The organism is Sphingomonas sp. CFBP 8760, assembly GCF_014841615.1.
GTDB lineage: Bacteria > Pseudomonadota > Alphaproteobacteria > Sphingomonadales > Sphingomonadaceae > Sphingomonas.
This window is the reverse complement of record NZ_JACYUG010000001.1, coordinates 383,091-406,275: the sequence shown is the minus strand read 5'-3', so window position 1 is coordinate 406,275 and position 23,185 is coordinate 383,091. Positions and strand designations below refer to the sequence as shown.

Below are 23,185 nucleotides of genomic sequence, written 5' to 3'. Positions count from 1 at the left end.
CGATGGATCGCGTGAACGGATTGATGGCAGGCAAACGGGGGCTCATCATGGGCCTCGCCAATGACAAGTCGCTGGCATGGGGGATCGCGAAGTCCCTGTCGGCGGCGGGGGCCGAACTCGCCTTCTCCTATCAGGGAGAGGCGATGGCCAAGCGGGTCCGCCCGTTGGCCGAACAACTGGGCACCGCGCGGCTGTTCGATTGCGACGTGTCGGACATGGCGGCGCTCGATGCCACGTTCGCCGCGCTGGCCGAGGAATGGCCGACGATCGACTTCGTCGTCCACGCGATCGGTTTTTCGGACAAGTCGCAGCTGCGCGGTCGCTATTACGACACCACGCTCGACAATTTCCTGATGACGATGAACATCTCCGCCTATTCGCTGGTCGCGGTCGCACAGCGCGCGCGCCGGATGATGCCGAACGGCGGCTCGATCCTGACGCTGACCTATTATGGCGCGGAAAAGGTCATTCCCCATTACAACGTCATGGGCGTGGCCAAGGCGGCGCTGGAAACCAGCGTGAAGTATCTCGCGGTCGATCTGGGGCCGGAGAACATCCGGATCAACGCGATCTCCGCCGGCCCGATCCAGACGCTGGCGGCGCGCGGCATCGGCGATTTCAACTACATCCTGAAATGGAACGAGCTGAACAGCCCGCTACGCCGCACCGTGACGATCGAGGATGTCGGCGGCGCTGGCCTCTACATGCTCTCCGATCTCGCCAGCGGCGTGACCGGCGAGATCCATCATGTCGATGCCGGCTACAACGTGATCGGCATGAAGGCCGAGGACGCGCCCGACATCGCACTGGCGTAATGCCGGTCGTCTTTCGGGAACGGGGATTCCGGTTCTACTTCTTCTCGAACGAAGGCGATCCGCGGGAGCCGCTGCACATCCATGTCCTGAAAGATGGCGTCGATGCGAAGCTATGGCTTTACCCCGAGGTGGCCTATGCCGATAACAATGGCTTCGATGTCCGCACCCGGCGGTGGATCGCCGCCATTGTCGAGGCACGCCGGAACGAAATTGAAGGAGCGTGGCATGACCATTTCGGCACGGGCGCTTAGCGTCGATTTCGATGACGACCAGATGTGGGTAAGGCTGGAGGATGGCCGCACCGTAGGTGTGCCCCTGGCGTGGTTTCCCCGCCTGCTCCATGGTTCGGCCGAGGCGCGGCGGCAGGTCGAGATCAGTGCTGGCGGGCTGCATTGGGAAGTGCTCGACGAGGATATCTCGATCGCCGGCATCCTGGCGGGGCGCGGCGACATGACCCGCGCGGCATCGCGCGCCGCATGAGCTGGAACAGCTTCGGCCGCGTCCTGCGCTTCACGACGTGGGGCGAAAGCCATGGCCCGGCGATCGGCGTGGTGGTCGACGGGTGTCCGCCGGGGATCGCGCTGACGGAAGGCGATATCCAGCCATGGCTGGACCGCCGCCGCCCCGGCACCTCGCGCTTCACCACGCAGCGGCGTGAACCGGATGCGGTGCGCATCCTGTCCGGCGTGTTCGAGGGGCGGACGACGGGTACGCCGATCAGCCTGATGATCGAGAATGTCGACCAGCGATCGAAGGATTATTCGGAGGTCGCCAAGGCCTATCGCCCCGGCCATGCTGATTACGCCTATGACGCGAAATACGGGTTTCGCGACCATCGCGGTGGCGGTCGCTCGTCGGCGCGAGAAACCGCGTCGCGCGTGGCGGCCGGCGCCGTGGCGCGGCTGGTGATCCCGCAGGTGCGGGTGCGGGCATGGGTGGAGGCGATCGGCGGCGACGCGATCGATCCCGCCGCGTTCGATCCGGCCGAAATCGATCGCAACCCGTTCTTCTGCCCCGATCCCGTGGCGGCTCGCCGCTGGGAGGAACTGGTCGATACCGCGCGTAAGGCTGGATCGTCGCTGGGGGCGGTGGTGGCGTGCGAGGCGACCGGGGTGCCGGCCGGCTGGGGCGCGCCGCTTTATGCCAAGCTGGATGCCGAACTGGCCGCCGCCTGCATGGGGATCAATGCGGTGAAGGGGGTGGAGATCGGCGACGGGTTCGCCGCCGCCGCGCTGTCGGGCGAGCAGAACGCCGATCCGATGCGACCCGGCGCCGATGCACCCGAATTCCTCGCCAACCATGCCGGCGGGATCGCGGGCGGCATCGCCACCGGTCAGCCGATCCGGCTCCGGGTCGCGTTCAAGCCGACCAGTTCGATCCTGACCCCGGTGGAAACCATCACCCGCGACGGCGCGGCGGCGGAAATCGCGACGCGTGGCCGTCATGATCCCTGTGTCGGCATTCGCGGCGTACCGGTGGTGGAAGCGATGGTCGCACTGGTCTTGGCCGACCAGGCGTTGCTCCACCGCGCCCAGTGCGGATAATAGACGGAACGGTTAACTATCAGATACGTTTGGCTTCTTACAATATACAGGAGAGAAACCATGCGTATTCATCTGCCGGCGATCGCCGTTGGACTCTTGATTCCTGCCGCAGCATTTGCCCAGACCATGCCGACATCGCCTACGAACGGCACGACCACGGGCACCATGGGCAGCACCGGTATGCCGACGGCCGGCCAGACAATCGACAATGCCGGATCGACCCCTGGCACTATGGGTTCCACCCAAGTGAATCCCGGCACGCCGGACTCGTCGGTGCGGTCGACCACCGGCAACCGTAACGGCCAGCGTTCGACCAACCGTACCCGCCGCCCCGGTTCGGCCGGCACGGGCACCACGACGCCCACCGATCCGAGCGGCACCATGGGCACCGGCACGGCCGGGACCATGGGCGGGACGATGGGAACGCCCGGCACCACGGGAACGATGGGTACGACCGGCACGATGGGCGACGCGCCCGGCACGCCGACCACGACCAGCCCCGGCACGCCGCCGCGCTGATCGGTTTCGGCCGGTGGCATAGGCCGCCGTGTCGATCCGATAGCCGATACGTCCGAACCGTGTTCCCGCCCAATGCGGGGGCACGGTTCGCGTATTTGATAGACTTACAAGCCGCGTTCCGCCGCGATGTCGGCCAGCAGGTCCTTGCGGCTCAGCTTGCCGATCATCGTCTTCGGCAGCGCGGCGCGGATCACCACCCGGTCGACCCGCTCATGCCGGCCCAGTTGCGGATTGAGCCACTCGCGCAACGCCTCGCCGGTGATCGCCTGATCGTCCGCGACGGTGACATAGGCATGGGGCGCTTCCCCTCGATAGGGATCGGGCAGCCCGACCACCAGCACCTCCCTGATCGCGGGATGATGGTGCAACACCGCCTCGATCTGGCTGGGGAACACCTTGAACCCGCTCACCGCGATCATGTCCTTCAGCCGGTCGACGATCCGGATGAAGCCATCCGCGTCGATCTCCCCGACATCCCCCGTCCGCAACCAGCGCCGGCCGTCGCGATCGACGACGAACGTCGTGTCGTCCACCTCGGGCCGTTGCCAGTATCCCAGCATGATCTGCGGGCCGGCGATGACGATCTCGCCCGGCTCCCCGGCGGCGACCGGCCGGGTCGGGTCTTCCTTGTCGACCAGCCTCACCTCGGTGCCGGGGATGGGTTGTCCGATCGATCCGGTGCGCCCTTCCGCGAAATAGGGATTGCTGGATACCACGCCCGCACTTTCGGACAGGCCATAGCCTTCGACCAGCGTCGCGCCGGTGACCGCCTCGAACCGTTGCTTCAACTCCAGCGGCAGCGGCGCCCCGCCCGACACGCAGACGCGCAATGACGAGAAATCGGCGGCGGCGGCGCGCGGGTGGTCGATCAGCGCCCGGTACATCGTCGGCACGCCGGGCAGGGTGGTCGCGCCGGTGCGCGCCAGCGCCGCCAGCGTCTGCCCGGCATCGAACCGGGGCAGCATCACGATCTCGCCGCCGGTCAGCACCGTGCGGTTCAGCACGCAGGTGTTGGCGAAGACGTGGAACAGCGGCAGCACCCCCAGGATGCGATCGACGCCGGTACCGCGATCGGGGTCCAGCCGCGCGACCTGTTCGGCGTTCGCGGCCAGATTGGCATGGGTCAGCATCGCGCCTTTGGGCGTGCCGGTGGTGCCGCCGGTATACTGGATCAGCGCGATGTCGCGGTCCGGATCGATCGCCGGCACGGTGCAGGTGCCCTTGTTCGCGATCAGCGCCGAAAACGCGACGATGCGGGGATCGTCGGGGCGCGGCGCGATCTCGCGTCGACGGAACAGGCGATAGACCAGCGACTTGGCCGGCGGCAGCGCGCCGGCGATCGAGCCGACCACCAGCCGTTCCAGCCCGCTGCGCTCCAGCACCTGGATCGCGGTCGGCAACAGCGCGCTGGCGGACAGCGTGAACAGCAGCCGCGTGCCGGAATCGTTGACCTGATCCGCCAGTTCGCCGGCCGAATACAGCGGCGAGAAGTTCACCACCGTCGCCCCCAGCATCAGCGCGCCATAATAGGCGGCGACGTAATGCGGCACGTTGGGCAGGAACAGGCCGATGCGATCGCCGGGGCCGTATCCCATCGCCGCCAGCCCGCACGCCACGCGCCGCGCGCCGTCCAGCGTCTCGGCATAGCTGTAGCGGCGGCCGAGAAAGTCAATCAGCGGCGCCGCCCCGCGCCGCGCGGCCGATGCCTCGAACAACGTCACCATCGTCTGCACCGGGATCGGTTCATCCCACCGCGTGGGGTGGCGATAATGGTCGATCCAGGGAGATTCGGTGCTCATTGACATTGGTGTAAGCAACGTCGCGGCGCGGTGCAACGGGGATGAAAAGAAGGGGGCCGTGGCCCCCTTCGGATCAGCGGCGGAACGGGTCCTCGAACAGCGCGCGTGCCTGCGACGCCGCATCGCCCTGCGGGCCGGCGTCGGGGTCGCGCACGGCATTGGTGCGCTCCGCCTGCAACTGCGCGATCAGCGCCTCGCGGTCACCCTCCAGCCGGGTATCGGTCGGCTGCGCATCGCCGCCGGTCGCCTTGGCGGCCTTCGACACCGCGGCGTCCAGTTCGCGCTGCGTCGTCAGGCCCAGCGTCACCGGGTCCTTCGGCGTGATGTTGCCGATGTTCCAGTGGCTGCGGTCGCGGATCGCGGCGATGGTGGTGCGGGTGGTGCCGATCAGGTTGCCGATCGCGCCGTCGGTGATTTCCGGATGGTTGCGGATGATCCAGGCGATGCCGTCCGGCTTGTCCTGCCGTTTCGACACCGGGGTATAGCGCGGGCCCTTGGTACGGCGGACCTGTTCCGGCCCCTTGGTCATCTTCAGGCGGTATTCGGGGTCGGCCTGACCCTTGTCGATCTCGTCCTGCGTCACCTCGTGCGCGCGCACCGGATCGCGGCCGGTCAGCTTGGTCGCGGCGGTATCGTCGGCGATCGCCTGCACCTCCAGGATGTGGAGGCCGCAGAACTCGGCGATCTGCTCGAACGAGAGCGAGGTGTTGTCGACCAGCCAGGAAGCGGTCGCATGGGGCATCAGGGGCTGGGCCACGGGGGCAGACTCCGTATAAACAGAAAGGGCCGCCCCTTTCCGGAGCGGCCACACGTGATACGGACTTAGTGCGAACCGGCCTTCGGGGCAAGGCGCGGGCGGTAAAGCCGTTGGCGCCCGGCGGGACACCGCCTTCGGCCGCCACCGATCATCCGGTCGGTCGGGCGCCGCCGCCGTGCCCGCCGGCACCGGCCGCGCGCCCGATCACGTCCCAGTTACTCCCCCCGATTACTCCATCGTCAGCACGATCTTGCCGACATGGTTGCCCGCCTCCATCCGGGTGTGGGCGGCGGGGGCCTCGGCGAAGGGGAAACTGCGGTCCATCACCGGCTTCAACTGCCCCGATTCCACGAACGGCCACACGGTGCGCACGATCTCCTCGGCGACCAGCGACTTGAACGCCACGCTGCGCGGGCGGAGCGTCGATCCGGTCAGCGTCAGGCGGCGGCGCATCATCTCGAACAGCGGAATTTCGGCCGACGCCCCGCGCTGCACCGCGATCGACACGTGGCGGCCATCCTCCGCCAGGCATTGCAGGTTGCGGGGCACATAATCGCCGCCGACCATGTCCAGCACGATATCGACGCCGCGCCCCCCGGTGATCGCCTTCACCCGCTCGACGAAATCCTCCGTCTTGTAGTTGATCGCATGGGTCGCGCCCAGTTGCCGGGCGGCGGCGCATTTGTCGTCGCTGCCCGCGGTCACGATCGTCTTCAGGCCGAACAACTTGCCCAGCGTGATCGCCATCGTGCCGATGCCCGATGTGCCGCCATGCACCAGCACGCTGTCGCCCTCGGCGGCATAGGCGCGCTCGAACAGGTTGGTCCACACCGTGAACAGCGTCTCCGGCAGCGCCGCCGCCTCCGCCATCGTCACCGCCTCCGGCACCGGCAGGCATTGCCCGAACGGGGCGACCGCATATTCGGCATAGGCGCCGCCCGTCACCAGCGCGCATACCGGCTGGCCGATCTGGAACGGCTCCACATCGTCGCCGACCGCCACGATCGTGCCCGACAATTCCATCCCCAGGATCGACGACGCGCCCGGCGGCGGCGGATATTTTCCCTGACGCTGCATCACCTCCGGCCGATTGACGCCGGCGGCGGCGACGCGGATCAGCACCTCGCCCGCGCCGGGCCGCGGCACCGGCCGGTCGACCAGCCGCAAGACCTCCGGCCCGCCCGGCTCCGCAGGGTCGATCGCCTTCATCGTCGTCGGTATGGGGTCCATCGGGGCCTGTCTCTGTAGGGGGGGGGCTTGGTCGGCGGTGCGCGCCGTTATTGACAACCGGCACGCACGGGTCAACGTTTGCATCATGGAACCCGACGATCCCCGCCCGCTGTCCGACGATCCGGTCGGCGTGCTGGCCATGCAGGATCTGGACCCGCTATCGGTCGCCGAGCTGGAGGCGCGGATCACCGCGCTGGAACGCGAGATCGGGCGGTCCCGCCGCCATCTGGAACGCGCCGTTAATCACCGCGCAAGTGCCGACGCCCTATTCCGGTGATGATGAACGTAGCTTTCCCCCGGCACCCGGCCCCTTCGATCGACGGGGCGCTTGATGCCGGGGGGGTGCGTTCCGACATAGACGGAAAGGGTCCGGCCTCGGACCCGACTGGAGTATCGTAATGCCGTCATTCGCTCCCGCCCTCGAAACCACGCTGCACAAGGCGCTGGAGGCCGCATCGGCCCGCCGCCACGAATATGCCACGCTGGAGCATCTGCTGCTGGCGCTGATCGACGACGAGCACGCGTCCAAGGTGATGACCGCCTGCCATGTCGATCTCGGCGAACTGAAGACCACGGTCGCCCATTATCTCGATACCGAACTCGACGCGCTGAAGGTGGAGGCGGCGACTGATCCGTCGCCGACCAGCGGGTTCCAGCGCGTCGTCCAGCGCGCGATCCTGCACGTCCAGTCGTCGGGCCGCGACGAGGTGACCGGCGCCAACGTGCTGGTCGCGTTGTTCAGCGAGCGGGAAAGCTATGCCGTCTATTTCCTGCAGCAGCAGGACATGAGCCGGCTGGATGCGGTCAGTTTCATCAGCCACGGTGTCGGCAAGGGCGGCACCGCGGAGGCGACGCCCCCCAAGGGCGCGGCCGAGGAAGAGAAGCCCGCCAGGCAACAGGAGAAGGGCAAGACGGAAAGCGCGCTCAAGCAATTCACCGTCGATCTCAACGAGAAGGCGAAGATCGGCAAGGTCGATCCGCTGATCGGGCGCGGGCCGGAGGTGGATCGCACGATCCAGATCCTGTGCCGCCGGTCGAAGAACAACCCGCTCTATGTCGGTGATCCCGGCGTCGGCAAGACCGCGATCGCGGAGGGGCTGGCGCGCAAGATCATCGAGGGCGACGTGCCCGACGTGCTGCTGGAGGCGGTGATCTACTCGCTCGACATGGGCGCGCTGCTCGCCGGCACCCGCTATCGCGGCGATTTCGAGGAGCGGCTGAAGGCGGTCGTCAACGAACTCGAAAAACTGCCGCACGCGGTGCTGTTCATCGACGAGATCCACACCGTGATCGGTGCCGGCGCGACCAGCGGCGGCGCGATGGACGCGTCGAACCTGCTCAAGCCCGCGCTGTCGGGCGGCAGCATCCGCTGCATCGGCTCGACCACCTACAAGGAATTCCGCAACCACTTCGAAAAGGATCGCGCGCTGCTGCGCCGGTTCCAGAAGATCGACGTCAACGAACCGACGATCGAGGATACGATCAAGATCCTCGCCGGCCTGCGCTCGGCGTTCGAGGATCACCACAACGTCAAGTACACGCCCGATGCGATCAAGTCCGCGGTCGAGCTGTCGGCGCGCTACATCAACGACCGCAAGCTGCCCGACAAGGCGATCGACGTGATCGACGAAGTGGGCGCGATGCAGATGCTGGTGCCCGCCGCCAAGCGCAAGAAGACGATCACCCCCAAGGAGATCGAACAGGTCATCGCGACCATGGCGCGCATCCCGCCGAAAAGCGTGTCGACCGACGACAAGAAGGCGCTCGAATCGCTCGAAACCGATCTGAAGCGCGTCGTGTTCGGCCAGAACAGCGCGATCGAGAAGCTGTCCTCCGCGATCAAGCTGTCGCGCGCCGGCCTGCGCGATCCGGAGAAGCCGATCGGCAACTACCTGTTCACCGGCCCCACCGGCGTCGGCAAGACCGAGGTGGCCAAGCAGCTGTCGGCGATCATGGGCATCCCGCTCCAGCGGTTCGACATGTCGGAATATATGGAGCGTCATTCGGTCAGCCGGCTGATCGGCGCGCCTCCCGGCTATGTCGGGTTCGATCAGGGCGGCCTGCTGACCGACGCGGTCGACCAGAACCCGCATTGCGTGCTGCTGCTCGACGAGATCGAGAAGGCGCATCCGGACCTGTTCAACATCCTGTTGCAGGTGATGGACAATGGCCGCCTGACCGATCAGCACGGCAAGACCGTCGACTTCCGCAACGTCATCCTCATCATGACGACGAATGCGGGCGCGTCGGACATGGCACGCGAGACGCTGGGCTTCGGCAACCTCAGCCGCGAGGGTGAGGACGAGCAGGCGGTCACGAAGCTGTTCACGCCGGAATTCCGCAACCGGCTCGATGCGATCGTGCCGTTCGGCTATCTGCCGACCGAGGTAGTGGCGCGGGTGGTGGACAAGTTCATCCTCCAGCTCGAACTCCAGCTGGCCGACCGCGGCGTCCACATCAATCTCGACGATGCCGCCAAGGCGTGGCTGACCGAGAAGGGCTATGACAAGCTCTATGGTGCCCGCCCGATGGGCCGCCTGATCCAGGAGAAGATCAAGCAGCCGCTGGCCGAGGAACTGCTGTTCGGCAAGCTGGTCCATGGTGGCGAGGTGACGGTGCGGATGAAGGACGGCGCGCTGTCGTTCACCATCGAACCCTCCGCGCCCAAGAAGCCGCGCAAGAAGGGTGGCAAGACCGAGCCGGTCGAGGTCTAGTGATCCAGGCACCGTCGCGCCGCCGGGTGCATGAAATGTCCGACGGAGATGGAACCGAAACGGTGTTCCATCTCCGTTCGTGCGTCCAAGGCTATTAACGTTTCCATGCCGGGGCGCTAACAGACCGTCCCCATGACCGGGTGGCAGTGGCTTTGCGGATGGATGACGGTGCTGCTGGCGATGCTGGCGGCCCCCGCGACGGCTGGCCCCCGGGCCGATGCCGGGGGCGGCACGGATGGCCGGGTCCTGTCCGTCTGCGTCCTGCCCGCTCGCCCGGCAATGACCGCCGCCGCCCTGTTCGCGCGGCCGTCCGCCTTTGACTGCCATATCGATCAGCGCGTCCTGGGCAGCGGCGATTTCTGGCTGTTGAGCGAGAGACTACCCGCCATCGGGGCGGCGATCGGGGGCCCAGGCGGGGCAGGGCGATCGATGCCGGTGGTCCGCACCGGCAGCCTGTGGCGTACGCATGTCACGCTGCACGTCCTGCGCGCCGATGGCACGATCGACCGGGTCGGCTATAACAGCGAAGCGATCGCCCCCTATCTGCGGGTCGGGTCGGTCGTCGAACTGGCGCTGCCCGCCGGATCGTCGCCCCCCGTCCGGCTGCTCTGGCATATCCGCGGCGCGGCCAATATCCGTGGGCTGCTGCTGGAGCCGATGCTGATCGATCGCGAGGGCGCGGCGCGGCGCGATGGCACGATGCGGGCCATCTATGCCGCGTTTTTCGGCATGGCGGTGGCGCTGCTCGTGTACAATCTCGCCTTGTGGGGCGCGCTGCGGCAGGCGTTCCAGCCCGCCTATTGCCTGATGCTGCTCTGCCTGATCGGCTATGGCCTGACCTCGTCGGGGATCATCGTCGAATGGGTGCCGACGATGGGCGATACCGACCGGCTGCGGTGGAGCGGCCTGCTGCTCGGTGGATCGGCGGCCTCGGTGCTGGTGTTCGCCCGCTTCTTCTTCGAACCCCGCGTGTTCGATGGGCCGCTGAAACGCGCGAATGCGGTCGTCGTCGCCGCGTTGCTCAGTTCCACCGCGCTGTTCGCCGCCGCCGCCCCCTGGCACATCCGGCTGCTCGATGCGCTGGTCACCGCCACCTATCTGCTGTTGGTCGGGATCGTGGTGTGGGTGCTGGTGCAGGCGTGGCGGCGGCGCAGCAATTACCTGTGGGTCTTCGCCATCGCCTGGGGGGCGCCGATCGCGGTCGGTTCGACGCGGGTCGCCGCAGCGATGGGATTGATCGTCTGGGGCGGCTGGATCGAACATTCGACGATCGGCGCGATGGCGCTGGAGGCGCTGCTGTCGGCGATCGGCATCGCCTATCGCATCCGCACCCTCAGCCGCGAACGCGACGCCGCGCGCGAGCGGGAGGCGGTGGCACGCGCGCTGGCGGATATCGACGGGCTGACCGGGCTGCTCAACCGTCGCGCGTTCCTGACCCAGGCGATCGGCCGATCGGGGCCGCAGACGCTGTCGATCGCCGATCTCGACCATTTCAAGACGATCAACGAATCGATCGGCCATGACGGCGGGGACGAGGTGCTGCGCGCGGTCGCCCGGGCGCTGACCGCCGCCGCCCCGCCGGGCGCGCTGGTCGCCCGGTTGGGGGGCGAGGAGTTCGCGGTGCTGGGCGACGCCGCCACCAGCATCGCGCCCGCCACGCTGCTGACCGACCTGCGTCGCGCCCGGATGCCCTTCGACATCCCGGTCACCACCAGCATTGGCACCTGCACCGGCCCGCTGCTGGGCGAGGCCGACTGGCAAGCGCTGTACCGGCAGGCCGACCGCGCCCTCTACGCCGCCAAGGCCGCCGGCCGCGACCGCGCCTGCGACGCCGCCTCGCTGGGGTTGGCGGTGTAAGCTTTCGACATGGGGCACGGCGACGGCGGCTGTCGCCCAGACGCCGGACGCTCTGGCTGACGATCCGCGAACCCGAAAGCGGTCATGCCCGTCTCCGCGCGACAATGTTGGAAAAGAGCAATCGGGAACAGATTTCAGGAAATCGCAGGGTCCGAACGGCTGTCGGTATCAACGCCGGAACGACTGTATCGACAAGGGTTCGTTAGCGGCAAAGACACTTCGCGATTTTTTGATAATTTCAATACAGAAGGGCCATCGGCGAAGCATTTCGGTAGGAGCGATATCCGAGACATGGTAGATATCGCGTTGGCAGCGTTCCTGTTGATCGGCATACCTATGCTGGTGGTGTGGCGGGAACGATCCGGTATTCGTCGCTCTCGTATCGCGCGTTATCGTTCGGCAGTTTTGATGATATCAGGCTGCCTGAGCGTTCTGGCGCTGCAATGGGCTTTCGCGAATAGAAATGCATCCGCGCTGGGATTGCGACTTCCACCCACAAAGCTAGGTTGGATTTGCCTGCTGGGCGCGGCATTGCTTATGGCGACTCTAGCTGTAGCTGCCCGACGCAAAGAGGATGTAAGCGCGAAAGACGCTGACGATCCGTTTCCTCAAACGACAGTCGAACGTGCCGGCTATATCCTGTTCGCATTTGCCGCCGGGTCGGGTTGGGAGATCCTATATAGGGGATTTTTGCTGTGGTTTCTGATACCGTTAGTGGGAATCGTAGCGGCCATAGGATTGGCAGTGCTCGCCTACGGTGTCGCACATGGTATTAAAGATCGCCGGATGTTGATGGCGAGCATCGCATCCGCTCTTGTGTTCACCACCGCTTATGGGGTGACGCATGAAATTCTGTGGCTCATGCTCATCCACACAGGGTTGCCGCTGATAGCTTTGATGGCGCCCCGCGAGCAGCCATCATAAAACTATAATTTGAAATTTATACTCTATTATCGGTTCAGATGCCGCCGCTTCCATGTTGGTTGATGTTCAATTCTGGGAATGTCATTTCCGCTTATCATTGATTGTGTCGTCCTTCTCCGAAATCCGTTTGAGGTCTGACAACCACTTCGCGTTTGTCGACTGTAGATCGGCAGATGAATATAACAACGACGATGGAAAGCCTGTCATGCTTTCCGTCGTCCGTACCAATGTCTTGTCTGGACCGAGCGGCTGGACCATCCAAAGATGGATCGCCGTCAAACCCATGGTGTAACCAGTCCACGCAATCCGTCTTTGTACGTCAACTCCGGCGATTTGCGATTTGATATCAGTACCATCAACAGTCCATGTGAAGGATGTACCTGCCGCAGGCGATCCATCTAGATGACTGGCGCTCACTTCCGGCCGCCAGGATGGCCAACTATTTATGTCGGTTATGTATTTCCACACCGTTCGGGGCGGAGCAGATATGATGATCGATCCTGCTGATTTTATGGGCGCCCGTTCGTCAACCCGGTAAGTGGCGGCCATCGCCGTGGCATCTTGTTCGGACATACCACAGCCGCTCACCCCAAATATGAGCAAAGAGAGTGCAGAAAGCCGCGCGGTGATGTTCATGGTCGATCCATCTCGGGTTAGGTGCGGTATGGTGCGTCATACGCTTTCGTCTTGCGCTGATCCATGCCCGCTACGCCGATGCTTTTCGGAAAGCATGTAGGCATCATGCAATGACGATTATCAACGCCCGCCTTTTCAAAATCAGTCCTTCGTCGCCCGGCCCGGCCCGGCCCATGCCTGTCCCTCCCGACACATGCGTGGGGAACACCCGCCAACCCCTTCTCATGCCTCCCCATCCGGCCTAGCCTCCGCCGGATCATCAGGAGAGGCCAGCCATGTCGGACATCCGCGACCGCGCGATCCAGCTTTACGACGCCTTCACGCACGAACATCGCGACCGGCGCGAGTTGCTGCGGCAGATGACGCTGCTGGTCGGCTCCACGGCGGCGGCGGAGGCGCTGATCCTGGGGATCGCCGCTTCCCCCGTCGCGGCGGCGGTGATCGATCCGCGGGATGCGCGCCTGTCGGTGGAGCGCACCACGGGAACGCAGGCCGGGGCTCCGGCGATCGCCTATGTCGCCATGCCGCGCAAGGCTCCCCGCAAGCTCGCCACCGTGCTGGTCATCCATGAGAATCGCGGGCTGACCCCGCATATCGAGGATGTGGCCCGCCGGGTCGCCCTGGCCGGTTTCCGCGCCGTCGCGCCCGATTTCCTCGCGCCGCAGGGCGGCACCCCCGCCGATGAGGACAAGGCGCGGACCATGATCGGCACTCTCGACTACGATCTGGCGCTGGCGCAGGCCCGCACGCTGCTGGGTACGGGCCGGGCCGGCCGGGCAGGGGCGGTCGGCTTCTGCTGGGGCGGGGCGTTCGTCAACCGGCTGGCGGTGGCGGCCGGCCCGGCCTTGGCGGCGGGCGTCGCCTATTACGGCCCGGCCCCCGCTCCGGCGGAGGCGCCGCGGGTCAGCGCCGCGCTGATGCTCCACTATGCGGGCAAGGATACGCGCGTGAACACGACCGGCGAGCCATGGGTCGCGGCGCTGAAGGCGGCGGGCAAGCCGGTCGAGGCGTTCACCTATCCGGGCGTCGACCACGCCTTCAACAACGACACCTCGATCGCGCGGTACGACAAGGCCGCCGCCGATCTGGCGTGGCAGCGGACCACCACGTTCCTCCACGCCCGGCTTGACGGCTGAACCGAAAATGTTCTACTTCTGTTCCAGAACAGCATGGGGGAAGACATCGTGACGGGACTCACCTTCTACACCAATCCGCAATCGCGCGGGCGCATCGCCCGCTGGATGCTGGAGGAGGTCGGCGCACCCTACGACACGGTGGTCCTCGACTATGCCGGCGCGATGAAGACCGCGGATTATCTGGGCGTGAACCCGATGGGCAAGGTGCCCGCGATCCGCCACGGCGACCGGGTGGTGACGGAGGGGGCGGCGATCTGCGCCTATCTGGCCGATGCCTTTCCCGATGTCGGGCTGGCGCCCCCGCCGGCGGACCGGGCGGATTATTACCGCTGGCTGTTCTTCGCCGCCGGTCCGCTGGAAGCGGCGGTGCTGGACAAGGCGATGGGCCTCACCCCCAACGAAAAACAGCGGCAGATGGCGGGCTATGGCCATCTCGATCTCGCCGCCTCGGTGCTCGACCGGGCGGTGGCCGCGCGCGACTGGATCGCGGGCGACCGGTTCACCGCCGCCGATGTCTATGTCGGGGCGAGCATCGGCTGGTACACGCAGTTCGGCCTGATCGAACGGACGCCGGCCTTCGCCGCCTATCTTGATCGGCTCCACGCCCGCCCGGCCTATATCCGTGCCGCCGAACTGGACGATGCCGCCGCCGCGACCTGATCCGCGGACAGGGGCTGTAGGATGCGACTTTCGTGACTTTCCGGTGTGACTTTCCGCACCGCCGACGCCACCGGGCGGATCAGCCGCCCCGGTCCAGCGGCGCGACGTCGACGCTGACGTCCATCTGCTGCGCGCCGGAACCCAGCACCACGCCGTCGACCGGCGCGATCTCGGCATAGTCGCGGCCGACCGCCATCACGATATGGTCGGCCGCCATCCAGATGCCGTTGGTCGGATCGATCCCGACCCAGCCGCGCACCGGGCCGCACCACAGCAGCACCCAGGCATGGGTCGCATCCGCCCCCACCAGTCGCGGCTGGCCGGGGGGCGGGATGGTGCGGATATAGCCGGAGGCATAGGCGGCGGGCAGGCCGGCGGCGCGCAGCCCGGTGATCATGATCTGCGCGAAGTCCTGGCACACGCCGCGCCGTTGCCGGAACGCCTCGCTGGGGGGCGTGTCGACGAAGGTCGCGGTGCCGTCGAACTGGAACTCGCGCTGGATACGCATCCCCAGCGCCATCCCCGCCTCCAGACACCCGCGGGCGGGATCGAGATCGACCGCGCACCAGTCGCCGATATCGCGGTCCAGCGGGATCAGCGGCGATGGATAGATGTAGTTGGCCGGTCCCGCGGCGGACGGGTCGCCGCTGTCGCGCGCCCATGCGGCGATCTCGGCCAGCGTCGGGTCGGTGGCGTCGGGCACCGGCACCAGCCGGTCGACGGTCACCCGCGCCGCGCTTTCGATCGACAGCGTGCGGACCGGGGTGTCGATCACCAGCCGCGTCACATTGGCCAGCCCGGCCTCCGCCCGTGCCGCGCCCAGCCGCCCGACCGGCTCCACGGTCAGCCGGTAATCGTCCAGCGTCTGGCCCGGCCAGTCGATCGGTTTCAGCCGCAGGTTGCACCGGGCGAACTTCACCTGAATGCCGTAATCGAACCGGGTGATGTGGCGAATGTCGTAGATCATCGGGTCAGGTCCACCGTCACGCCAGCGTCAGTCCGACCGCGCGCAGCGGCTCCGCGCCCTGCAGGAAATAGCGCCGGGCGATCGCATCGGACAGGGTGCCCAGCCGCCGTTCCACGTCCCCCAGCGTATCGGGGTTCAGCGTCGCGGCGTCGGCGGTGGCGATCGTCGCCATCAGCGCGGTGGCATGGGCCTGTTGCGGTTCCGCCATGTCGTCGTCACCCAGCACCGGCAGGGTGGCGACATGCTCCGCGATCCGCGCCGCCTGGAACGCCAGGCTGCGCGGATTGCCCGGATCGAGCGCGACCAGATCGACCACGGGCACGCGGGCGATGCCCGTCGGGTAACGCTGGCGATAGCTGATCTGGCTGTCGGCCAGGTCGAGCAGCGTCGACAGGTCGTCATGCCCGCCGCCGCGCGCGCCGTCCGCCATGCCGAACAGCCGCAGCGCGCGCGCGCTGGCCATCGCGCGTTCGATCCGGCGGCCGAGATCGTGGAACCGCCACGATTCGTTGCGCACCATGTGCTCGGCGGACAGGCCGGCGATCGCGGCATAGCGGCGTTGCAGCGACCCGGCCCGTTCCAGCATCCCGCGCTGCGCCGGAAACGGCGCCTCCAGCAGGCGCACCATGTCGGCCGACAGCCGGTCGCGCGATGCCTCGCCGATCGCGCGGGCATGGCGGTTCACGGTGGCGACCGATTGCCAGCCCTCGTCCTCCATCGCGGTGCGGGCGAAGCCCGTCAGCGTCGATCGCGACAGGTTGGCGGGATGGGCCGCCGCGCCGGCGCCCACGATCATGCCGACCAGCTTGCCGAGCGTGGCGGGGGGCAGCACCGCGCCGCCATCGATATCGATCGAATTGCCCAGCAGCACCCGGATCGCGCCGAGCAACGCCTCGCCCCGTTCCAGATAGCGGCCGAGCCAGTAGAAATTGTCCGCCACCCGGCTGGGCAGGGTGCCGGGGTTGCGCCGGACGTGCAGCGAATCGAGCGCGGTCAGCAGCGAGACGGGGGTGACCGGATCGGGGCCGTGGATACAGACGTCCGCGGACCACAGCCCCTCGCCGATCGCGGCGACGGTGGCGCGGGGATGCTCGCCGATCCGCCCGAAGCCGCCCGGCATCACCACCCATTCGTCGTCGCCGCCGCGCGCCGCGAAGACCCGCAGGACGAACGGTCGCGGTTCCAGCCGGTCGCCGACCACCGCCGGCATCGTCGACAGCGCGACCTCCTCCTGCCCGACATAATCCTGCGGTCGCCGCGCCAGATCGGCGAGCAGATCGGCGCGCGACGCATGGTCCGCCAGCCCCAGCGGCAGGTGGCCGAAGGCGGGGCCGATCGTCAGCCGGTCCAGATTGGCCTCGACATGCGCGCGCTGTGCCGCGCCCGCGCACCACCAGGTGGCGATCGTCGGCAGCAGCAACGATTCGCCCAGCATCGCCCTGGCCAGCGTCGGCATGAACGCGGCGAACGCAGGGGCCTCCAGCACGCCCGCGCCGGGCGCGTTGGCCAGCACGACCTCGCCATCGGCATAGGCGTCGATCAGGCCGGGGACGCCGATCTGCGAATGGGTGTCGAAGGCGAGGGGGTCCAGCAGTCGCGGGTCCAGCCGCCGCCACAGGGCGTCGATCCGCTTCAGCCCCGCGATGGTGCGGACATACACCTTGCCCTCCAGCGCCGCGAGATCGGCGCCCTCCACCAGCAGCAATCCCAGATAGCGCGCCAGATGCGCCTGTTCGGGATAGGACGGGTTGAACCGCCCCGGCGTCAACAGGCCGATGCGCGGATCGGTACGCTTGCACAAGGCGGCGATGCCGGCCCGGAACGCGGTGAAGAAGGGGGCGTGGCGCTGGATGTTCAGCTTGTCCTGCAACCCGCCCAGCGTGCGCGCAACCGCCAGCCGGTTCTCCAGCGCGTAGCCGGCGCCGGCGGGCGCCCGCAGGTGATCGGCCAGCACCCGCCACTCGCCCGTCGGTCCGCGTGCCAGATCGATGCCGACGAATTGCAGATGGCGTCCGCCGGGCGGATCGAGTCCGACCATCGGCCGCAGGAACAGCGGGCTGCCGGTGACCAGCGCGGCGGGGATCGTGCCATCCGCGACCAGCCGTCCGGGTCCGTAGAGATCGGCCGTCACCCGTTCCAGCAGTTCGGCACGCTGGCGCACCCCGGCGGCGATCCCCGCCCATTCCGCGCCGTCGATCAGCAGGGGTACCGGCGACACCGGCCAGGGCCGTTCCTCGCCATCGCCGATGATGCGGAAACCGGTGCCGATATCGGTGGCATGGCGCTGCACCCGTTCACGCGCATGGCCGAGATCGTCGGACGCCACCGCGGCCAGTTCCTCGAACATCGCCTGCCACGGCGCGACCGGGCCGGCGCGGATCATGTCGTGCGCCGGCGCACGGCTGAGGTAATCCTCGATCCAGCGACCGGCATGGGTCGCCGCATCGAACAGGGGCGCGGGATGCATCGCGATCACGGTTATCGACGCGCCTTCCAATCAGTGACGGGCGACGTTTCGCAGGTGGGGGCGATGATGCAACCTAAATCGGCACGGACCCCGACATGGGCGGCCATCTATCCGGCCCCGTTCGAAAACCCGTCGATCCCGCGCGCGGACTCGTTCCGTTCGACCCCGTGATCGGGTATGGCGCGCGGATGGCTGACGATCCCCTCGCACTCTTTGATAGCTGGTATGCCGAAGCGAAGACGGCGGAACTGAATGATCCCAATGCGATGGCCCTCGCCACCGCCGATGCTGCCGGCCGCCCGTCGGTGCGTATGGTGCTGCTGAAGGGGCATGGCGCGGATGGGTTCGTGTTCTACACGAATCGGGAGGGTCGCAAGGCCGCCGATCTCGCCGCCAATCCGGCGGCGGCGCTGCTGTTCCACTGGAAATCGCTGCGCCGGCAGGTGCGGATCGAAGGTCCGGTGACGCTGGCGACCGATGCGCAGTCGGATGCCTATTTCGCGTCGCGCGGGCGCGATTCGCAACTGGGGGCGTGGGCATCGGACCAGTCCCGCCCGCTCGACAGCCGCGCCACCTTCGAGACCCGCTTCGCCGAGGTGACGACGCGCTTCGACGGCGGCGATGTTCCGCGCCCGCCCTTCTGGGGCGGCTATGTCGTTGTGCCGCAGCGCATCGAGTTATGGCAGGATCGCGCGCACCGGCTGCATGAGCGCCGGGTGTTCATCCGTGACGATGAGGGCGACGGCTGGAACGAGGGACTGCTGTTCCCATGACGCGCGAGGAACGCCGGCAGATGGTGCCACACGCGACGCGGGCCGCGCTGGCCAGTGTCGCGATGGCGACCTTCCTGCTGGGACTGAAGGGCTTCGCCGCCTGGCATACCGGATCGGTGGCGATGCTGGGGTCGCTGGCGGATACCGGGCTGGACCTGCTGGCCAGCCTCGTCACGCTGTACGGCGTGCGGCTGGCGGCGACGCCGGCGGACAGCGACCATCGCTTCGGCCACGGCAAGGCGGAGGCGCTGGCGGCGCTGTTCCAGGTCGGCCTCATCACCGCGTCCGCGGTCGGCATCGCCTGGCGCGCGATCATGGCGCTGGGCAACGAGACGCCGACCCAGGACGCCGAGTTCGGCATCGGCGTGTCGGTCGTCGCGATCGCGGCGACCGCCGTGCTGCTCTGGTACCAGCGTCGCATCATCCGCGAGACCGGGTCGGTCGCGATCATGGCGGACAATGTCCATTACCAGTCGGACGTGCTGCTGAACGGATCGGTGATCGTCGCGCTGGTGCTCGACCAGTATTTCGGGCTGACCCGGGCCGATCCGATCTTCGGTATCGTCATCGCGCTGTGGCTCGCCTGGGGCGCGTTTCAGGCGTCGTCCAACGCGATCGACCAGTTGATGGACAAGGAATGGCCCGACGATCAGCGCGCGGCGTTCCTCGACGTGGCGGCGCGCCAGCCGGGCCTGCGCGGCATCCACGATTTCCGCACCCGCCGCTCCGGCAGCCATGATTTCGCGCAGTTCCATATGGAGGTCGACCGCAACCTGACGGTCGGTGCCGCCCATGATCTGGTCGAGGCGGTGGAATCCAACCTGAAAACGGCATTCCCCAAGGTAGAGGTGCTGATCCACCTCGATCCGGAAGGGCATGTCGATACCGACAACCCGCTGGTCGAGGCGGACGTGACGCCGCACTGGTTCGGCAAGAGGCTTTAACTAATGCGTATTCCCTTCACGCAGGTCGATGCCTTCGCCGATACGGCGTTCGGCGGCAATCCGGCGGCGGTGATGCCGCTGTCGCGCTGGCTGGACGACGGAATGCTGCTCCGAATCGCGCAGGAGAACAACCTGTCCGAAACCGCCTTCTTCCTGCCGGACGACAGCGGTGCCGCCGACTTCGAATTGCGCTGGTTCACCCCGACGGCCGAGATCGCGCTGTGCGGCCATGCGACGCTTGCCAGCGGGCATGTCGTCCTGAGTTCGGACACCGCGCTGGATCGGGTGCGGTTCCGCACCCGGCAAGCCGGGGTGCTGGAGGTCCGGCGCGAGGGGGCGGGGTATCTGCTCGCCCTGCCGGCGATGGCGCCGGTTCCCCGGCCGCTGCCGGCGATCGTCGCGGCGCTCGGGGTGACCGACGTCGTCGACACGCTGTTCCATGACGGCGGCTATGCGGTGGTGGTCCTGCGCGACGAGGCGGCGGTGCGGGCGTGCCGGCCGGATCAGCAGACACTGGCGGCCGAGGGGCGGCTGCTCGTGATCGTGACGGCGCCGGGGGATGCCACCGATATCGTCAGCCGTGCCTTCACCCCCGCCTTCGGCATTCCGGAAGACCCGGTAACCGGCAGCGCCCATTCCGTAATCGTGCCTTATTGGGCGCAGCGGCTGGGTCGCGATGCGTTCAGCGCGTGGCAGGCAAGCGAGCGTGGCGGGCGGCTGTCGTGCCGGCTCGACGGTGATCGCGTCGTGCTGGGCGGTCGCTGCGTCACGGTGATCGAGGGTTCTTTCCTGCTGCCCTGACAGGCCAGAGCCTTACAGATGCAAAAAACGCACGCAGATACGATCAAGTTGCACTTGCGAAATGCTGCGCTGCAATGCACAACGATTGTGCCTTTCAGGCATCCTCTCCTAAAAACTTTCACAAGGCCGGCTCGTCCGGCCTTTTTTTTCGTCCGCGATCCGGCTAACCGATCCTCACTGTCGTTGCGCCGTCAATAACAAAGACGAATTCGGAGCGGAGCCGCCGGTCAAACCGGCACCGGCGACACGATAGGGCGGGAGATCGAGCGGCAATCATGCTCTCTCCCGCCGCCTTCACCAAAACAGGATAAGGTGGTCGTCCGCGTCAGGCGGCGATCGCGGCCGCTTCGGTCCCCGCGATCCAGCCGCCACCCAGCACCCGGTCACCGGCATACAGCACCGCGGCCTGACCGGGCGCGACGCCGTATTCGGGCGAATCGAATACCACCATATCGCCGTCGAGTCGGGCCGGCACCGGCCGCGCCATCGATCGCACCTTGGCCGTCAGCGGGCCGCGATGATCCCCGCCGATCCAGTTGATCCGTTCCAGCCGCGCCGCATCGACCGCAAGGGCCCGTCGCGGGCCGACCACGACGCGCGCGGTGGCGGGTTCGAGGCGGACGACATAGAGCGGCTCGACGCTGCCCCCGATTTCCAGCCCGCGACGCTGGCCGACGGTGAAGTGGATCAGGCCGCGATGCTCGCCCAGCTTGGCGCCGGCGAGGTCGACGATATCGCCGCCATGGATCGCCTCGGGGCGCAACTTGCGGACCAGTCCGGCATAATCGCCGTCGGGCACGAAGCAGATGTCCTGACTGTCCGGCTTGGCCGCGACCCCCAGCCCCAGTTCGGCGGCGATCTCGCGAACGCGGGACTTGGGCAGGCCGCCCAATGGATAGCGGCAGTAATCGAGCTGTTGCTGGGTGGTGGTGAACAGGAAATAGCTCTGGTCGCGGGCGGGATCGGTCCCGCGATGCAGTTCCGCCCCTGACGGTCCCACGACGCGGCGGACATAATGGCCCGTCGCCAGACAATCCGCACCCAGTTCACGCGCCAGCCCCAGCAGGTCGGTGAATTTCGGTCCGGTATTGCACTGGACGCAGGGAATCGGGGTGCGCCCGGCGAGATATTCGTCGGCGAAGGTGTCGACCACCGCCGCCCGGAAGGCGCTTTCGTGATCGAATACGTAATGGGCGATACCCAGCCGGTCGCACACTGCGCGTGCATCGCGAATGTCGCGGCCCGCGCAGCAGGCGCCGGCCCGGCCCACCGCCTCACCGTGATCGTAGAGTTGCAGGGTGACGCCGATCACCTCCGCCCCGGTGCGTACCGCCAGTGCGGCGACCACCGAACTGTCGACCCCGCCCGACATCGCCACCACGATACGCTGGCCCGCACCGTCGCCGGTCAGCTGGAAATCGGCTTCCTGTTCCATCTCCGTCACATAGGGGGCGGGGGCCGCTGGTGCAAAGCCGCACGATGCGCGGGAAAATTCACAAAGGTTCATGAGGGCTTAGGCATGGCTTTACCCGACATTCACGACCCTTGTCGTAAAGCGGCATCCTCAGCAGCGATGACGAGAAGACGCCCGTGGACCTAAGTTTTACCTTTTTCGACCGGCCGCCCGGGGTCATGCCGGCCCTGCCGTCGGGATCGGGCGTCGCGTTGTTGCTCGATGCGGCGGTGCGGCAGGGGAGCAGCGCGACCGCGATGATCCAGGCCGGGTTGCAGATGGCCGGGGTGGCCCGGGTGGCGGCGGGGCCGTTCGCGCCGGCGCACGGATCGTTCAACGCCAGGGTCGCGGCCCGTCTCATCCGCTGGCGGCAAAGATGAAGAGCGTATTTACCGCGGCGTTTCAGCCGATCTTCAACAGCATCGTCCATACCGTCGAAACGCGTATCGAGAGGGGCAGAAGCCCCGATAGAGGTTGACCATGATCCAGAACCAGAAGATCCGTCCCGCGAAAGTCATCGGTCCGCTCGGCGAGCCGCTGACGGTCGAAACGCTGCCGCCGCCGTCCACCACCCGCTGGGTCGTGCGCCGCAAGGCGGAGGTGGTCGCGGCGGTCAATGGCGGGCTGCTGTCCGTCGACGAGGTATGCGAGCGCTACAATCTGACGGCCGAGGAATTTGCCGGTTGGCAGCGGGCGATCGACCGCTCCGGAATGCCGGGATTGCGGGTCACGCGGATCCAGCATTACCGCTCATTATACGAACGTCAGCTCAAATATTGAGTCTCGTTTCCGGTTACCGGGCCGGTAACAATCGATCCGGTGCCGGAACAAGATAGTCCGCACACAGTTACCTCCCCATCGCCCGCTCCGGTCGCGGGCACAACGGAGGGACTGGAACATGGGCCTTATCATCTGGTTGGTCATCGGCGGCGTCATCGGCTGGCTCGCCAGCATCATCATGCGCACCGATGCGCAGCAGGGCATTTTCCTGAACATCATCGTCGGCATCGTCGGTGCGTTTCTGGGTGGCCTGATCATCTCGGGCGGGTCGATCAACAACGCGCCACTGAACATCACCTCGTTCCTCGTGTCGCTGCTGGGTGCCATCATCCTGCTGGCGATCGTGAACCTCGTTCGTCGCGGTCGGGTGCGTTAATCCAACCATCGTCAGACGATTTCTGAAAAGGGC

Annotated in this window: 24 protein-coding genes; 17 read left to right on the top strand and 7 right to left on the bottom strand. The window is 67.0% G+C overall.

The window, feature by feature from the left end:
- Positions 1 to 11 precede the first annotated feature (11 nt).
- From fabI to IFT82_RS01900, 5 genes are all read left to right on the top strand, one after another.
- On the top strand, positions 12 to 815 hold the full coding sequence (gene fabI, locus IFT82_RS01920; protein ID WP_342355025.1) for an enoyl-ACP reductase FabI: 804 nt from the start codon (positions 12 to 14) through the stop codon (positions 813 to 815).
- Positions 815 to 1,066: a DUF4160 domain-containing protein gene (locus IFT82_RS01915; RefSeq protein WP_192123858.1), complete on the top strand. Its 252-nt coding sequence runs from the start codon at positions 815 to 817 to the stop codon at positions 1,064 to 1,066. The genes fabI and IFT82_RS01915 overlap by 1 nt, the downstream gene beginning before the upstream one ends.
- On the top strand, positions 1,041 to 1,295 hold the full coding sequence (locus tag IFT82_RS01910) for a DUF2442 domain-containing protein (RefSeq protein ID WP_192123856.1): 255 nt from the start codon (positions 1,041 to 1,043) through the stop codon (positions 1,293 to 1,295). The genes IFT82_RS01915 and IFT82_RS01910 overlap by 26 nt, the downstream gene beginning before the upstream one ends.
- Positions 1,292 to 2,359, top strand: a complete 1,068-nt coding sequence (gene aroC, locus IFT82_RS01905) for a chorismate synthase (RefSeq protein WP_192123854.1) — start codon at positions 1,292 to 1,294, stop codon at positions 2,357 to 2,359. The genes IFT82_RS01910 and aroC overlap by 4 nt, the downstream gene beginning before the upstream one ends.
- 126 nt (positions 2,360 to 2,485) lie before the next feature.
- Complete coding sequence (locus tag IFT82_RS01900; RefSeq protein WP_244646353.1) at positions 2,486 to 2,878, top strand: hypothetical protein; 393 nt, start codon at positions 2,486 to 2,488, stop codon at positions 2,876 to 2,878.
- A 104-nt stretch (positions 2,879 to 2,982) separates the two neighbouring features.
- On the opposite strand, the gene IFT82_RS01895 is transcribed toward IFT82_RS01900, so the two are convergent.
- From IFT82_RS01895 to IFT82_RS01885, 3 genes are all read right to left on the bottom strand, one after another.
- Positions 2,983 to 4,677 (bottom strand): AMP-binding protein, encoded by a 1,695-nt coding sequence (locus IFT82_RS01895; protein ID WP_244646351.1) that lies wholly within the window; start codon positions 4,675 to 4,677, stop codon positions 2,983 to 2,985.
- Positions 4,678 to 4,750: 73 nt separating this feature from the next.
- Positions 4,751 to 5,434: a cell cycle transcriptional regulator TrcR gene (locus tag IFT82_RS01890; RefSeq protein WP_192123844.1), complete on the bottom strand. Its 684-nt coding sequence runs from the start codon at positions 5,432 to 5,434 to the stop codon at positions 4,751 to 4,753.
- A gap of 228 nt (positions 5,435 to 5,662) precedes the next feature.
- Positions 5,663 to 6,643, bottom strand: coding sequence for an NAD(P)H-quinone oxidoreductase (locus tag IFT82_RS01885; RefSeq protein WP_244646349.1), 981 nt, complete (start codon positions 6,641 to 6,643; stop codon positions 5,663 to 5,665).
- A gap of 106 nt (positions 6,644 to 6,749) precedes the next feature.
- Between IFT82_RS01885 and IFT82_RS01880 the strand changes: the two genes are divergently transcribed.
- From IFT82_RS01880 to IFT82_RS01865, 4 genes are all read left to right on the top strand, one after another.
- On the top strand, positions 6,750 to 6,941 hold the full coding sequence (locus IFT82_RS01880) for a DUF1192 domain-containing protein (protein ID WP_192123840.1): 192 nt from the start codon (positions 6,750 to 6,752) through the stop codon (positions 6,939 to 6,941).
- 121 nt (positions 6,942 to 7,062) lie between these two features.
- Positions 7,063 to 9,378, top strand: coding sequence for an ATP-dependent Clp protease ATP-binding subunit ClpA (clpA, locus tag IFT82_RS01875; protein ID WP_192123838.1), 2,316 nt, complete (start codon positions 7,063 to 7,065; stop codon positions 9,376 to 9,378).
- 162 nt (positions 9,379 to 9,540) lie between these two features.
- A complete protein-coding gene (locus tag IFT82_RS01870; protein ID WP_207105716.1) occupies positions 9,541 to 11,235 on the top strand; it encodes a sensor domain-containing diguanylate cyclase in 1,695 nt (564 codons plus the stop codon).
- 291 nt (positions 11,236 to 11,526) lie between these two features.
- Positions 11,527 to 12,159, top strand: a complete 633-nt coding sequence (locus tag IFT82_RS01865) for a CPBP family intramembrane glutamic endopeptidase (protein WP_192123834.1) — start codon at positions 11,527 to 11,529, stop codon at positions 12,157 to 12,159.
- Between the two features lie 81 nt (positions 12,160 to 12,240).
- On the opposite strand, the gene IFT82_RS01860 is transcribed toward IFT82_RS01865, so the two are convergent.
- Positions 12,241 to 12,795, bottom strand: coding sequence for an SRPBCC family protein (locus IFT82_RS01860; protein ID WP_192123832.1), 555 nt, complete (start codon positions 12,793 to 12,795; stop codon positions 12,241 to 12,243).
- 275 nt (positions 12,796 to 13,070) lie between these two features.
- Here IFT82_RS01860 and IFT82_RS01855 point away from each other — a divergent pair, with 275 nt between their 5' ends.
- Positions 13,071 to 13,931, top strand: coding sequence for a dienelactone hydrolase family protein (locus tag IFT82_RS01855; protein ID WP_192123830.1), 861 nt, complete (start codon positions 13,071 to 13,073; stop codon positions 13,929 to 13,931).
- Between the two features lie 33 nt (positions 13,932 to 13,964).
- A complete protein-coding gene (locus tag IFT82_RS01850; RefSeq protein ID WP_192123828.1) occupies positions 13,965 to 14,591 on the top strand; it encodes a glutathione S-transferase family protein in 627 nt (208 codons plus the stop codon).
- 79 nt (positions 14,592 to 14,670) lie between these two features.
- Here IFT82_RS01850 and IFT82_RS01845 read toward each other — a convergent pair whose 3' ends face one another.
- Positions 14,671 to 15,558 (bottom strand): transglutaminase family protein, encoded by an 888-nt coding sequence (locus IFT82_RS01845; protein ID WP_192123826.1) that lies wholly within the window; start codon positions 15,556 to 15,558, stop codon positions 14,671 to 14,673.
- A gap of 16 nt (positions 15,559 to 15,574) precedes the next feature.
- The gene (locus IFT82_RS01840; protein ID WP_192123824.1) at positions 15,575 to 18,025 is read right to left on the bottom strand and encodes a circularly permuted type 2 ATP-grasp protein; all 2,451 of its coding nucleotides are present in this window, start codon (positions 18,023 to 18,025) and stop codon (positions 15,575 to 15,577) included.
- Positions 18,026 to 18,213: 188 nt separating this feature from the next.
- Here IFT82_RS01840 and pdxH point away from each other — a divergent pair, with 188 nt between their 5' ends.
- Genes pdxH through IFT82_RS01825 form a run of 3 tightly spaced genes read left to right on the top strand, consistent with a single transcriptional unit; the run spans position 18,214 to position 20,543 of the window.
- The gene (pdxH, locus tag IFT82_RS01835; protein WP_192123822.1) at positions 18,214 to 18,798 is read left to right on the top strand and encodes a pyridoxamine 5'-phosphate oxidase; all 585 of its coding nucleotides are present in this window, start codon (positions 18,214 to 18,216) and stop codon (positions 18,796 to 18,798) included.
- Positions 18,795 to 19,742, top strand: coding sequence for a cation diffusion facilitator family transporter (locus tag IFT82_RS01830; protein ID WP_192123820.1), 948 nt, complete (start codon positions 18,795 to 18,797; stop codon positions 19,740 to 19,742). The genes pdxH and IFT82_RS01830 overlap by 4 nt, the downstream gene beginning before the upstream one ends.
- 3 nt (positions 19,743 to 19,745) lie before the next feature.
- On the top strand, positions 19,746 to 20,543 hold the full coding sequence (locus IFT82_RS01825) for a PhzF family phenazine biosynthesis protein (RefSeq protein ID WP_192123818.1): 798 nt from the start codon (positions 19,746 to 19,748) through the stop codon (positions 20,541 to 20,543).
- Between the two features lie 325 nt (positions 20,544 to 20,868).
- On the opposite strand, the gene mnmA is transcribed toward IFT82_RS01825, so the two are convergent.
- On the bottom strand, positions 20,869 to 21,978 hold the full coding sequence (gene mnmA, locus IFT82_RS01820; RefSeq protein ID WP_192124302.1) for a tRNA 2-thiouridine(34) synthase MnmA: 1,110 nt from the start codon (positions 21,976 to 21,978) through the stop codon (positions 20,869 to 20,871).
- Positions 21,979 to 22,175: 197 nt separating this feature from the next.
- On the opposite strand from mnmA, the gene IFT82_RS01815 reads away from it, so the two are divergent.
- The 3 genes from IFT82_RS01815 (at position 22,176) to IFT82_RS01805 (ending at position 23,152) form a co-directional block, all read left to right on the top strand.
- Entirely contained in the window at positions 22,176 to 22,376 is a 201-nt protein-coding gene (locus tag IFT82_RS01815; protein WP_192124300.1) for a hypothetical protein, read from the top strand.
- A 100-nt stretch (positions 22,377 to 22,476) separates the two neighbouring features.
- Positions 22,477 to 22,776 carry a CtrA inhibitor SciP gene (sciP, locus tag IFT82_RS01810; protein ID WP_192123816.1) on the top strand — a complete coding sequence of 100 codons (300 nt, stop codon included), beginning with the start codon at positions 22,477 to 22,479 and terminating at the stop codon, positions 22,774 to 22,776.
- Between the two features lie 118 nt (positions 22,777 to 22,894).
- Positions 22,895 to 23,152 carry a GlsB/YeaQ/YmgE family stress response membrane protein gene (locus tag IFT82_RS01805; RefSeq protein ID WP_192123814.1) on the top strand — a complete coding sequence of 86 codons (258 nt, stop codon included), beginning with the start codon at positions 22,895 to 22,897 and terminating at the stop codon, positions 23,150 to 23,152.
- The last annotated feature ends 33 nt before the right edge of the window (positions 23,153 to 23,185 follow it).